This window comes from Streptomyces guryensis (assembly GCF_021261325.1).
Lineage (GTDB): Bacteria > Actinomycetota > Actinomycetes > Streptomycetales > Streptomycetaceae > Streptomyces > Streptomyces guryensis.
On the sequence record NZ_JAJSBI010000007.1, the window covers coordinates 232,815 to 245,043 of the forward strand.

A 12,229-nucleotide genomic window follows, 5' to 3' on the forward strand; every position below is an offset into this window, starting at 1 on the left:
ACGGCCCAGTGCATCGGTGCTGCACGGAGACGGTCACGTCTTTTGCGGCCCGGGCGTGTCGGGGCGGCCCGGTGCCGGACGCGCCACGGGTGTGCGACCCGCCCCGGTCGGAGCCGCACACCCGTGGTGGACCGGTGCCGGTCAGGCGGACCGGTCTGCCGCCTCCACGTGGTCGAACACCTCGTCCCCGCCCGCCCCCGCGAGCAGATACGCCTGTGCCTCGCCGACGTGGAAGTACATCCCGTGTAGCTCCAGCGCGCCGTCCCGCAGGGCCCGGGACACCGACTCGTGGGCGCGCAGGTGCTCCAACTGCTGGACCACATTGGTCAGGCAGAGCTGCTCGACCGCGTCGGCCGGCGCCCGGCCCGCGAGCCGGGCCCACGGCCGGCTCCCGTCGGCCAGGCGCTCCAGGCTCGGCAGCCCGTGCCGCAGCCACCGCTTCAGCGGTGTCCGGGCGCCGCCGGGCTCGGCGTCGAGCAGCGCCTGCATGGCCCCGCACCCGGAGTGCCCGCACACCGTGATGGACCGCACCTTCAACACGTCCACCGCGTACTCGATCGCCGCCGCCACCGAGTCGTCGCCGCTCTCCTCGCCCGGCAGCGGAACCAGGTTGCCCACGTTGCGCACCACGAACAGATCGCCCGGGCCACTGGAGGTGATCATCGAGGTGACGAGCCGTGAGTCGGCGCAGGCGAGGAAGAGCTGGGACGGCCGCTGTCCCTCCCGGGCCAGCCGGGCCAGCTCGCCCCGGACGAGCGGTGCGGTGTTGCGCTGGAACGCGCTGATGCCACGCGCGAGTTGGTGTCCGCTCGGGCCGCCGGGGCCGTAGGGCTTGGTCGTCCCGCTCGGGCCGGTCGACCCGCTCGTCCCGCTCGGGCCGGTCGACCCGCTCGTCCCGCTCGGGCCGGTCGACCCGCTCGTCCCGCTCGGGCCGGTCGGCCCGCCGGGAGCGCCGGGGACATCCGAGTCCGGTGCGGGCTGCGGCTGTTCGCACTGGTGGTTGCGCCAGGGCGTCCAGGGACGGCAGCGGCAGCCGACGGAGGACTCGCCGTGTTCCACGGTGAGCGGCAAGGGGTCGGTGGGGGGCCGGGTACCGGTCCGGCGGCCGGTCACCTCGGCGGAGCCGCCCTGCGCGGTGTGCGTCTTCTGCCAGTCCTGCAGTGACTCGTACGCAGCGTGGTCCATGAACGACCCGTCCAACTCCACGACGGCGTGGGCGCCCTGGGGAACGAGATGCAGGGTCCGGCTGAGCCGTGGCACCGCGAGGAACGTCAACTGCCCCCGGACGTGTACGTGATGGACTCCTTCCTGCTCTTCGTGGGTGATGCGGGTGCGGGCGAGGCGGTTCATGGCGACGGCGACGGCCACGGCGATCCCGAGGGTCACGCCCTCCAGGACACCGAGCAACACGACGCCGAGTGTGGTGATGGCGTACACCAGCACTTCTCGGTGGCGGGTCACCGTGCGGATGTGGTGCAGGGACACCATCCGGATGCCGACGGCCATCACCAGGGCGGCGAGCGAGGCGAGCGGGATGAGCTCCAGGGCCGGGACCATCAGCAGCGCGGCGAACACTACGAGAACGCCGTGCAGCATCGTGGAGTTCCGGCTCACGGCTCCCGCGTTCACATTCGCCGAACTTCTTACGGCGACACCGGCGACCGGCAGTCCGCCGAGCGCGCCGGAGACGATGTTCGCGGCGCCCTGCCCGAGCAGTTCGCGGTCAAGGTCGGCGCGTCCGACACGGGCGGTCAGGCCCGGTCTCGCGGCCACCAGTTTGTCCACGGCGACCGCGCCGAGCAGCGACTGCACGCTGCACACCAGCGTGGTGGTCAGCACGGCCGCGGTCAGGCCGAGCGCCGGGCCCTCCGGAAGACCGGCCAGTGCGTGGCTGCTCCAGGACGGCAGGTCGACCTTGGGCACGCCGAGCCCCGAGAACGTGGCGGCAGCGGTGGCGCCCCCCACGGCGACGAGCGCGGCCGGGATCCTGCGCAGCAGGCGTCCCGCCCGGCCGGGGGTCCGAGGCCAGAGCAGCAGCAGGGCCAGGGTCAGCAGGCTGACGGTCACGGCGGCGGGGTGCAGGTTCGCCAACTGGGCCGGCAGGGCCCGAATGTTGGCGAGGACGGAGCTCTGCGGGGTGCCGCCGAGGACGATGTGCAGCTGGGCGACGGCGATGGTCACGCCGATTCCGGCGAGCATGCCGTGCACGATGGCGGGGCTGACGGCGAGCGCGGTGCGCGCCACACGCAGGCAGCCCAGGCCCAGTTGGGCGAGGCCGGCGAGGACCGTAACGGCGCAGGTCGTACGCCAGCCGTAGCGGTGGATGAGGTCGGCGGTGACGACCGTGAGGCCCGCTGCGGGGCCGCTGACCTGGAGCGGACATCCGCCGATCCGGCCGGCGACGAGCCCGCCGACCCCGGCGGCCACCAGGCCGGCCTGGAGCGGGGCGCCGGTGGCGAGGGCGATGCCCAGGGACAGTGGGAGGGCGATCAGGAAGACCGCGACGGAGGCGGACAGATCGGCGCCGGCGATGTGGAAGCGGCGGCGCGGGTTCGGCGGTGGGCTGTGGGGTTGGCCGGACTGGGACCGGCTCGGGTCGGTGGCGCGGGTGGGGGCGCAGGCTGACATGTTTCCCGTCTCCTCCGGGCGGCGCGGTCGCGGATCAGGTCGTCCCCGTCGATGGGCGGGGGTCGGTCGCGGCCGTGGGTCACGGCGTGCAGCGGCGGGATGAATCAACGCTCGGTAAATGGATCGTAATCCAGAGTAAAGGCCAGGCATAGACTTTCCTGGCAAATGGGGCATCAGCTCACTCTAATGAGTGAAGCGGTCATTTCATCGGCTTGTCGTACTAATTCCTACTCAGTCCCGTGCGACCTTGGCGGCGCTGTCGGGCTGCCCCGGCATACCACCAGAAAACGCCCTCATCGGCGTTGGCCTGAGAGAAGGAAGAAGGTGAGCGGAACATGACCGCCACCCAGAGGATCGCCGTGGGCGTCGTGATCACCGCGTCCTGTGCCGCGTGGGTCGCCGGCTGTGCGATCGGCTCCAACGGTTCCAAGACAGGTGCTCTCGGTCCGCAGAAGGTCCGTCCGGTCCATGCGCACGGGAGCGCGGTCCGCCTGATCGGCGACGGCTCCACCGCGTACACCGGAGCCCAGCCGCACCTGCCCAGACCCGAGCGTCTGCGGCCCGGCCAGAAGCCCCCGCAGTTCGTCGTCTTCTCCTGGGACGGCGCCGGCGAGGACAGCCAGAAGCTGTTCTCCCACTTCCGCAAGCTCTCCAAGGCCAACCACGCGACCATGACGTACTTCCTCAGCGGCGTGTACATGCTGCCGGAGGAGAAACGCGACCTCTACAAGCCCCCGGAGCACTCGGAGGGCAGCTCGGACATCGGCTTCAACGACGAGCAGGGCATCGCCGACACCGTGAAGCAGCTGCGTCTGGCGTGGCTGGAGGGCAACGAGATCGGAACCCACTTCAACGGCCACTTCTGCGGGAAGAACGGCGGGGTCGGCGAGTGGTCGGTCGCGCAGTGGATGAGCGAGATCGCCCAGGCCAAGAAGTTCGTGAAGAGCTGGAAGACCAACTCCGGCATGGAGAAGGCGGCTCCACTGCCCTTCGACTACGACAAGGAACTCATCGGCGCGCGCACGCCCTGTCTGGAGGGCCAGAAGAACTTCGTGAAGGCCGCGAGCAAGCTGGGCTTCCGCTATGACACCAGCGGGGTCAACGACCAGGTCTGGCCGAAGAAGAGGGAAGGGCTGTGGGACCTGTCGATGCAGCTGGTGCCCTTCCCGGGGCACTCCTACGAGCAGCTCACCATGGACTACAACTTCATGGTCAACCAGTCCGGCACGCAGACCCAGGGCGACCCCGACAAGTTCGACTACTGGGGCGACCAGATGCGCGACGGCCTGCTCAAGGGCTTCCGCCGTGCCTACCAGGGCAACCGCGCGCCCCTGGTCATCGGCAACCACTTCGAGTCCTGGAACGGCGGCACCTACATGCGGGCCGTCGACGAGGTCGTCGAGAGCGTCTGCAACAAGCCCGACGTGCGCTGCGTGTCCTTCCACCAGCTGGCCGACTGGCTGGACGCCCAGGACCCGCAGACCCTGGCGAAGCTGCGCACCCTGAAGGTCGGCCAGGCCCCCAAGCAGGGCTGGGCGTCCTTCCTGTCGGGCCACCCCGCCCCGGCCCCGAAGGGCGCACCCGGGGCGCCGGCCGCCAAGCAGTAACCGTCAGGCAGAGGCGGCGACACCTTCCCCGAGCACGAATCCGGGGTCGACCTGCGCCGCCAGGTCGGCCCCGGTGCGGGCGTCGCCCCACGTCGCCGCGTTCTTCAGGTGGAAGTGCACCATCTGCCGCGTGTAGCGCTCCCAGTCGCGCAGCTCGTACGTCGCGTCCGTGGCGACCTGAAGAACGCGCAGGGCGCGGCGGTTGGCGTCCTCCAGGAGCTCGAACCGGGGCGGCCGGCCCTTCTCCATGGCGCGCACCCAGTCCGAGTGCCCGACGGTCATCAGCAGGTCGTCCCCGACCTCGGCGCGGAGGAAGTCGAGGTCGTCCTGCCCCTGCACCTTGTTGCCGACGACCTTCAGGACGACGCCGTAGTCGCGGGCGTACTCCTTGTACTGGCGATAGACGGAGACCCCCTTCCGCGTCGGTTCGGCGACGAGGAACGTGATGTCGAAGCGGGTGAACATGCCGGAGGCGAAGGAGTCCGAGCCCGCCGTCATGTCCACCACGACGTACTCGCCGGGCCCGTCCACCAGGTGGTTCAGGCACAGCTCCACCGCTCCGGTCTTGGAGTGGTAGCAGGCGACCCCCAGATCGGCGTCGGTGAAGGGGCCGGTGACCATCAAACGGACGGCGCCGCCGTCGAGTTCCACCGGCCGGGCACAGGCCTCGTAGACCGGGTTGTCCTCGCACACCCGCAGCAGCCGCGAGCCCTCGCCGGGCGGAGTGGTCTTGATCATCGTCTCGGTGGAGGTGATGCGTGGGTTGCTGCCGCGCAGATGGTCCTTGATCAGCGGCAGTCGGTCGCCCATCGCCGGCAGCGCGGCGGCCTCCGCCTCGTCGAGGCCCAGCGCGGCGCCCAGGTGCTGGTTGATGTCCGCATCCACCGCGACGACCGGCGCTCCGGCGGCTGCGAGATGACGGATGAACAGGGAGGACAGGGTCGTCTTGCCGCTGCCGCCCTTCCCGACGAAAGCAATTTTCATGTTCACGAAGGGTAGTCGGGCGATAGCTGTACGTGGCAGACGGGCGTGAAGAAGACCACTCAATCGTGGGGCACGCCCCTGGGATGGCTAGTGTCGTACTCATGAGTACGACAGGGGCTAACGCCGATCCGCTCGCGGCCCTGGGCTCGCTGCCCGGGGTGGCCGAGTCCGTGGAATCCGTGCGCAAGGCCGTGGACCGGGTCTACGGGCACCGGGTCATGCGGCGCCGCAGCAACGCGATCACCTCCGAGGCGGCGCTGCGCGGCGCCCGCGGTTCCGCGGCGCTGTCCGGCGCCGACTGGGCCCTGGAGGAGGTGCGCCGGCGTACCGACTTCAGCGGTGACGACGACGCGCGCGTGGTCGGCGCGGCCCTCAGGCTGACCGCGGAGGCGGGCCAGCTGCTGTCGGTCTGGCGGCAGTCGCCCCTGAGGGTGCTCGCCCGGCTGCACCTCGTGGCCGCCGCCACCAACGGGGACGAGGTCGGACGGCCGCGGCTGGCGGGCGAGCCCGTCGACGAGCCGCTGATCGAGCTGCCGCTGCCGGGCGCCGACGAGGTGCACGGCCGGCTGGAGGGCCTGTCGGAGCTGATCATCACCGGCAGTTCCGCGCCCGCCCTGGTGACGGCCGCCATCGTCCACGGCGAACTTCTCGCACTGCGTCCCTTCGCGTCCCGCAACGGCCTGGTCGCGCGCACCGCCGAGCGCATCGTCCTGGTGGGCAGCGGCCTCGACCCGAAGTCCGTCTGCCCGGCCGAGGTCGGCCACGCGGAGCTGGGGCGCGCGGCCTATCTGGCGGCGCTCGAGGGCTACGTCTCCGGCACGCCGGACGGCATGGCCGCTTGGATCGCCCACTGCGGCAGGGCGGTCGAGCTGGGTGTGCGCGAGTCGACGGCCGTGTGCGAGGCGCTGCAGCGCGGGGCGGCGTAGGGAGCTCGACAGGCTCCGGAAAAGGGTTGCGGCGGTACGAGGACTCGTACCGCCGCTGGCATGCTCACCGGGTTACCAAGCGTCCTCGATGTATTGCCCATCAGGTCGGGAACTTTGCCCGTCACCTGGTGTGGCTGGCCCGTAATCGACGGGTCGACGTCGCGTGGGTGCTCGATGTTCATGCATCGGTCCGTGTGGCCAAATGCGTTATTAAGGTGATCCTTTCGGATGTCCTTGGTCTCGCGGGCCGTTAACCCCTTTGTACTCCAGGTCCGAAGCAAGCGGAACCCCCAGCTGCACTTCTTTACTTTTGGTAGCAAAAGGGATGTAAACGGTCATCGCTATGTCGAACTGGGGCTTGGTGTCGCCGAATCGGCAGGTCAGACGACCGTCGCGCGCCGTCGGCTGGCGTACCAGACAAGACCCGCAGTGGCGGCCGCGGCGCCTATTGCCGCGGCCGCAACGAGGGCCGGGCGGGGCGGTACGGAGAATGCCGGGATCCGCTGCTTGAGCCGGACCGGCCGGTGGAAATCGAGAATCGGCCACCCGCGCGCGAGCGCCTCGCGGCGCAGCGCGCGGTCCGGGTTCACGGCATGCGGAAGGCCGACCTCCCGCAGCATCGGCAGATCGGTCGCCGAGTCGCTGTAGGCGTAGCAGCGGTCGAGGTCGTACCCCTCGGACCGGGCCAGTTCCTTGATCGCCTCGGCCTTCGTCGGGCCATACGCGTAGTACTCCACCTCGCCGGTGTAGCAGCCGTCCTCGCCCACCACCATGCGTGTCGCCACCACGCGGTCCGCGCCGAGCAGTTCACCGATGGGCTCCACCACCTCGGCGCCCGACGTCGACACGATGACGACGTCGCGGCCGGCGGTGTGGTGCTCCTCGATGAGGGAGGCGGCCTCGTCGTAGATGATCGGATCGATCAGGTCGTGCAGGGTCTCGGCGACGATCTCCTTGACCTGCTGGACGTTCCAGCCGCGGACGAGCGAGGACAGGTACTCGCGTGTCCGCTCCATCTGGTCGTGGTCCATGCCTCCGATGAGGAAGACGAACTGGGCATATGCGGTACGCAAGGCGGCCCTGCGGTTGATCAGCCCGCCTTGGTAGAAGGACTTGCTGAACGTGAGCGTGCTCGACTTCGCAATGACCGTCTTGTCCAGGTCAAAGAAGGCCGCTGTGCGGGGCAAGGAGTGGTTTTCCACGCCCCGAGCATAGGCGCAGCCCATTCGGCGTAAGGTGGGGCGCGTGGGTTTGCCTGAGAAGGGTCTCGGGTACACCATGGAAGTCACGGATCGTTCGCGACCGTGCTAACCCGGTCCGGCTCCTCCCCCCCCCGAGTCGGCCGTGGAGACGACCCCCACTCTCCCCCCCGGTGGGGGTCGTCGCATGTCCGGACGGGTTTTTCCCCTTCTCCCTCTCCCCGGCGCGGCTGTACGGCCGTCATGAGGCGGCTGCGGCCGCCTCATTCGCGTGCCCGTGATCCGTCACTGTGTGTAGCCGTCAGGCTGCTCTGTGGAAGTCGAGCACGCGTGGGCACAGGGGTCACCGGTATGGGTGACGGCGTTATTCACAACCCCTGTCTCGTCCACAGTTATCGACCATGATCCACACGGTTTCCGGGATCGCTGCACCGTGATTCAAACGCGTCCCGCTCGCGCCGGGTTCATGACCGGTTCCGGTTTGCCGGGCGGGTTTGGCCGGTTCGTATCGGCCGCTCATAGGGAGACCGGTTGCCGGTTCTTCACACGTTTGGGAATCGCGGGGCCGCAGGGGCTGCGCGAGAGATGCAGCGAAGGGGGACGGAGACCGTGGCCGGAGCCGTCACACATGAACCGCCGCCCGCCGCCTCGGGGCGGCAGGCCGGACCACTGATCGTCACGGAGGACGCCGAACTGCTCGACGACCTGCTGCGCCTGTGCGCCGCGGCGGGAGCGACACCCGAGGTCCACCACTCGGTGCCGGAGCGCGCGGGCGGCTGGGAGGCCGCACCGCTCGTCCTGGTCGGCGACGATGCCGCGCGGCGGGTGCGCGGGGCCACGCGCAGACGAGGAGTGGTGCTGGTCGGCCGTGACCAGGACGACTCCGGGGTCTGGCGCCGGGCCGTCGAGATCGGCGCCGACCACGTCCTGGTTCTGCCGGACGGCGAACAGTGGCTGGTCGACCGCATCGCCGATGTGGCCGAGGGCGTGGGCCGGCCCGCCCTCACGGTGGGCGTCATCGGGGGACGCGGCGGGGCCGGGGCGTCCACGCTCGCGTGCGCCCTCGCCGTCACCTCCGCACGCGAGGGGCTGCGGACCCTGCTCGTGGACGCCGATCCGCTCGGCGGCGGACTCGACGTACTGCTCGGCGGCGAGAGCGCTGCGGGACTGCGCTGGCCCGCCTTCGCCGCCTCCCGCGGCCGGGTCGGCGGCGGCGCCCTGGAGGAGTCGCTGCCGCAGCTCCATTCCCTGCGGGTGCTCAGCTGGGACCGCGGCGACCGCATCGCCGTCCCGGCCCAGGCCGTGCGGGCGGTGCTCGCGGCGGCCAGACGGCGGGGCGGCACCGTTGTCGTCGACCTGCCGCGCCGCATCGACGACGGGGTCGCAGAGGCCCTCGCCCAGCTCGATCTCGGCCTCCTGGTCGCCCCCGGCGAACTGCGCGCCGTGGCTGCTGCCGGGCGGGTGGCGTCCGCCGTCGGCATGGTCCTGCGCGATCTGCGGGTCGCGGTACGAGGGCCGTACGCGCCGGGACTGGACGACCGCGAGGTGGCCCGGCTGCTCGGACTGCCCCTGGCCGGCGAGCTCCCCGTGGAGTCGGGGCTGCTGCGCCCGGGGGAGGGCCGGACGCCGCCCGCCGCCGACGGCCGCGGACCCCTGGCGCGCTTCTGCAAGGAGTTCTGGGAGCGGGCGCTGACGGAGGCGAGGAGCGCGTGAGCACGTATGCGGGAGGCGAAGAGGCGGGCAGCTCCGTGCTCGCATCGGTGCGAGGATCTTCGACAGCGGTGTGGCGGCCGGGCGGCGACGGGCCGCGCGTGCCGTCGTGGGCCGGGCCGGGCGTGTCCTCGGAGACGGCTGGTCGGCCGGGCGATGTGCCGCGCCCCCGTTCGGCGGGGCAACGGCGGCCGGGCGGCGATTCGGCCTCCGCGGACGGCGCCCCAGAAACGCCCTCCGGGCTGCTGGACGGCGTACGGCAGTGGCTGGTCGAGAGCGGGGCCGAGCCGACACCCGCGCGCGTGGCGCAGGCTCTGCGGGAGCAGGGGCGGGTTCTGGGGGACGCCGAAGTCCTCGGTGCGGCCGAGCAGTTGAGGTCCGAACTGGTCGGCAGCGGGCCGCTCGAAGCGCTGCTCGCCGATCCGTCGGTGACCGACGTGCTGGTGTCGGCGCCGGACCGGGTCTGGGTCGACCGGGGCGGCGGACTGGAGCTGACGTCGGTCTTCTTCCCGGACGCCGCTGCCGTACGACGTCTCGCGCAGCGCCTGGCCGCGGTGGCCGGACGGCGCCTCGACGACGCGCGGCCCTGGGCCGATGCCCGGCTGCCCGACGGGACGCGGCTGCACGCGGTGCTGCCGCCGGTGGCCGTCGGCTGCACCTGTCTGTCGCTGCGCGTCGTACGGCTCCGGGCGTTCACGCTCGGCGAGCTGGTCGCGGCGGGCACGGTGCCGCCGGGAGGGGACCGGGTGCTGCGGGCGCTGCTCGGGGCGCGGCTGTCCTTCCTGGTCAGCGGTGGGACGGGCAGTGGCAAGACGACCCTGCTGAGCGCGCTACTGGGGCTGGTCGGGCACGCCGAGCGGATCGTGCTCGCCGAGGACTCGGCGGAGCTGCGGCCGGACCATCCGCACGTCGTTCGACTGGAGACCAGACCCGCCAACCAGGAGGGCGCCGGCCTCGTCACGCTCCAGGACCTGGTGCGGCAGGCGCTGCGGATGCGGCCCGACCGGCTGGTCGTGGGCGAGGTGCGCGGGCCCGAAGTGGTGCATCTGCTGGCCGCGTTGAACACCGGCCACGAAGGCGGGTGCGGCACCGTCCACGCCAATGCCGCCGCGGACGTGCCGGCCCGGCTGGAGGCGCTCGGTACGGCGGCGGGGCTCGACCGGGCCGCGCTGCACAGCCAGTTGGCGGCGGCGCTCTCGGTGGTGATTCACCTCGTACGGGACCGGTCCGGGCGGCGGCGGATTGCCGAGGTGCACGTACTGGAGCGGGATCCGTCAGGGCTGGTGCGCACGGTGCCGGCGCTGCGGTGGGGCGCTGAGGCGTTCGTGCGCGAGCGCGGATGGGAGCGGCTGCGGGGGCTGCTCCACGGTGAGTCCGGTGAGTCCGGTGAGTCCGGCGGGTCCGGCGGGTCCTTCGAAGGGGGACGTCATGGGTGAGGCAGCGATGGGGGCGGCCGTGCTGTGTGCCGGTGCGGCGGCCCTGCTGATGGGCGGGTGGCACTCCGGGGCGCGGCGGGCGCAGCTGTTGCTCGCGGGCGGCGGGGTGGTGAGCACCGGACCGTCGGCCTGGCGGGAGGCCGCCGCCCGGCTGCTGCGGATCCGCGGGCGGCTGCGGCCCGAGTGGTGGGCGCTGGCCGTCGGGGTGGTGCTGGCGGTGCTGGGTGCGTCGGTGCTGCCGGTCGCCGCGGGGGCGGCCGGGGTGCCGTTGCTGCGGCGGGTACGGCTGGCCGGTGAGGCCCGCAAGGTCCGGGAGCGCCGCGGGGACGCCGTGATCGCGCTGTGCGGGGCGCTAGCCGGGGAGGTGCGGGCCGGCTGGCAGCCGGGTCAGGCGCTGCCGCGTGCCGCGCGGGACTCCGGCGGGCTCGGGGGTGCGCAGGCCGCCGTGCTGGCGGCGGCACGGTTCGGCGGCGATGTGCCGGGTGCGCTCGCGACGGCGGCACGGGAACCGGGCGCCGAGGGGCTGCTGGGCCTCGCCGCGTGCTGGCGGGTGGCCGTGGACCAGGGCGCGGGCCTCGCCGCCGGGCTCGACCGCCTCGAAGCGGCCTTGCGGGCCGAGCGGGACCAACGCGCTGATCTGCGCGCGCAGCTGGCGGGAGCGAAGTCCACGGCGGTGATGCTCGCGGGGCTGCCGGCCCTGGGCCTCGCCCTGGGAACAGCCCTCGGGGCCGACCCCCTGCACGTGCTGCTGCACACCGGAGCCGGGCTCTGCTGCCTGCTGGTCGGCGGTCTGCTGGAAGGCCTCGGGATGTGGTGGGCGATGCGGATCGTGCGGCGAGCGGAGGCGGCGTGAGCACGGAAGTTGTCCACAGGCTGGGGGCGGCCGTGGGGATGTTGCTCGTCCTGGGGTGGCTGCTGCGCCGGTTGGAGACCGTACGGCGTGAGCGGAGAGTGCGGCGGCGGCTGGCCGAGCTGGTGGCCGACGTCGAGGCGATGCGGGCCCGACCGCGCTTCGAGGTACGGGATGCGGCGCGGCGGTGGCTGCCCGCGGCGGGGGTGGTGTGCGCCGGGTGGGTACTGCTCGGTGGCCTCGCCGGTGTCGTGGCGGGGCTGCTCGTCGCGGGCGGGCTGTGGAGGTGGCGCGGACGGCAGCCGGCCGGGAGCGGCGCGGAGGGGTACGACCCGGGAGAGGTGGTCCGTCAACTACCGCTGTCAGCCGATCTCGTGGCCGCCTGCATCGCCGCCGGTGCCGGGCCGGTGGTCGCGGCGCAGGCCGTGGGCGAGGCCCTGGGCGGCCCTGTCGGGGACGCGTTGGCGCGGGGTGCGGCCGAGGTACGGCTGGGCGGTGAACCGGCCGAGGCCTGGCGGCGGCTGGCCGCTCTGCCTGACGCGGGAGCTCTCGCCCGGCTGCTGGAACGGGCCGACGTGTCCGGGCTCCCCGCCGCCGCCCCGGTGGCGAGGCTGGCGGCGGACGTCCGCGCCGACCGGTCCCGCACCGCGACGGCACGGGCCCGGCGGGCGGCCGTCATGGTCACCGCGCCGGTGGGCCTGTGTTTCCTGCCCGCGTTCATCACGGTCGGCGTACTGCCCGTGGTGATCGGGCTCGCGGGTGGGGTGCTCGGAGGGGGTGGTGGCTGACGGGGCGGGGCGGAGGGCGCTCGGACGCCGACAACGAGCCGGCGTCGGGCCATGAGCCGGCATCGAGCAGTGAATGGTCAACGGGACTGAACCTCACGGGG

General features: G+C 72.4%; 9 protein-coding genes. 6 read left to right on the forward strand and 3 right to left on the reverse strand.

Annotation, left to right across the window (positions count from 1 at the left end):
• Positions 1-141: 141 nt before the first annotated feature.
• A complete protein-coding gene (locus LJ657_RS16850) occupies positions 142-2,628 on the reverse strand; it encodes a SulP family inorganic anion transporter (protein WP_232649425.1) in 2,487 nt (828 codons plus the stop codon).
• A gap of 335 nt (positions 2,629-2,963) precedes the next feature.
• Here LJ657_RS16850 and LJ657_RS16855 point away from each other — a divergent pair, with 335 nt between their 5' ends.
• A complete protein-coding gene (locus LJ657_RS16855; RefSeq protein ID WP_232649426.1) occupies positions 2,964-4,235 on the forward strand; it encodes a polysaccharide deacetylase family protein in 1,272 nt (423 codons plus the stop codon).
• Between the two features lie 3 nt (positions 4,236-4,238).
• Here the strand turns inward: LJ657_RS16855 and LJ657_RS16860 are convergent, their stop codons facing one another.
• Positions 4,239-5,219: an ATP-binding protein gene (locus LJ657_RS16860; protein ID WP_232649427.1), complete on the reverse strand. Its 981-nt coding sequence runs from the start codon at positions 5,217-5,219 to the stop codon at positions 4,239-4,241.
• Positions 5,220-5,320: 101 nt separating this feature from the next.
• On the opposite strand from LJ657_RS16860, the gene LJ657_RS16865 reads away from it, so the two are divergent.
• Complete coding sequence (locus LJ657_RS16865) at positions 5,321-6,145, forward strand: Fic family protein (RefSeq protein WP_232649428.1); 825 nt, start codon at positions 5,321-5,323, stop codon at positions 6,143-6,145.
• A gap of 380 nt (positions 6,146-6,525) precedes the next feature.
• Here the strand turns inward: LJ657_RS16865 and LJ657_RS16870 are convergent, their stop codons facing one another.
• Positions 6,526-7,371 (reverse strand): HAD family hydrolase, encoded by an 846-nt coding sequence (locus LJ657_RS16870; RefSeq protein WP_232649429.1) that lies wholly within the window; start codon positions 7,369-7,371, stop codon positions 6,526-6,528.
• Between the two features lie 582 nt (positions 7,372-7,953).
• On the opposite strand from LJ657_RS16870, the gene ssd reads away from it, so the two are divergent.
• The 4 genes from ssd to LJ657_RS16890 all read left to right on the forward strand — a co-directional run bounded on the left by ssd (position 7,954) and on the right by LJ657_RS16890 (position 12,128).
• Positions 7,954-9,057: a septum site-determining protein Ssd gene (gene ssd, locus LJ657_RS16875; RefSeq protein ID WP_232649430.1), complete on the forward strand. Its 1,104-nt coding sequence runs from the start codon at positions 7,954-7,956 to the stop codon at positions 9,055-9,057.
• Between the two features lie 239 nt (positions 9,058-9,296).
• Positions 9,297-10,490 (forward strand): TadA family conjugal transfer-associated ATPase, encoded by a 1,194-nt coding sequence (locus tag LJ657_RS16880; protein ID WP_232649556.1) that lies wholly within the window; start codon positions 9,297-9,299, stop codon positions 10,488-10,490.
• A complete protein-coding gene (locus tag LJ657_RS16885) occupies positions 10,483-11,343 on the forward strand; it encodes a type II secretion system F family protein (protein WP_232649431.1) in 861 nt (286 codons plus the stop codon). The genes LJ657_RS16880 and LJ657_RS16885 overlap by 8 nt, the downstream gene beginning before the upstream one ends.
• A complete protein-coding gene (locus LJ657_RS16890; RefSeq protein WP_232649432.1) occupies positions 11,340-12,128 on the forward strand; it encodes a type II secretion system F family protein in 789 nt (262 codons plus the stop codon). The genes LJ657_RS16885 and LJ657_RS16890 overlap by 4 nt, the downstream gene beginning before the upstream one ends.
• Positions 12,129-12,229 lie beyond the last annotated feature (101 nt).

What these genes read in the sequence shown, in the direction of transcription:
- LJ657_RS16850 (WP_232649425.1), bottom strand. Translation starts at nt 2,628, where the DNA reads ATGTCAGCCTGCGCCCCCACCCGCGCCACCGACCCGAGCCGGTCCCAG.
- LJ657_RS16855 (WP_232649426.1), top strand. Translation starts at nt 2,964, where the DNA reads ATGACCGCCACCCAGAGGATCGCCGTGGGCGTCGTGATCACCGCGTCC.
- LJ657_RS16860 (WP_232649427.1), bottom strand. Translation starts at nt 5,219, where the DNA reads ATGAAAATTGCTTTCGTCGGGAAGGGCGGCAGCGGCAAGACGACCCTG.
- LJ657_RS16865 (WP_232649428.1), top strand. Translation starts at nt 5,321, where the DNA reads ATGAGTACGACAGGGGCTAACGCCGATCCGCTCGCGGCCCTGGGCTCG.
- LJ657_RS16870 (WP_232649429.1), bottom strand. Translation starts at nt 7,371, where the DNA reads ATGGGCTGCGCCTATGCTCGGGGCGTGGAAAACCACTCCTTGCCCCGC.
- LJ657_RS16885 (WP_232649431.1), top strand. Translation starts at nt 10,483, where the DNA reads ATGGGTGAGGCAGCGATGGGGGCGGCCGTGCTGTGTGCCGGTGCGGCG.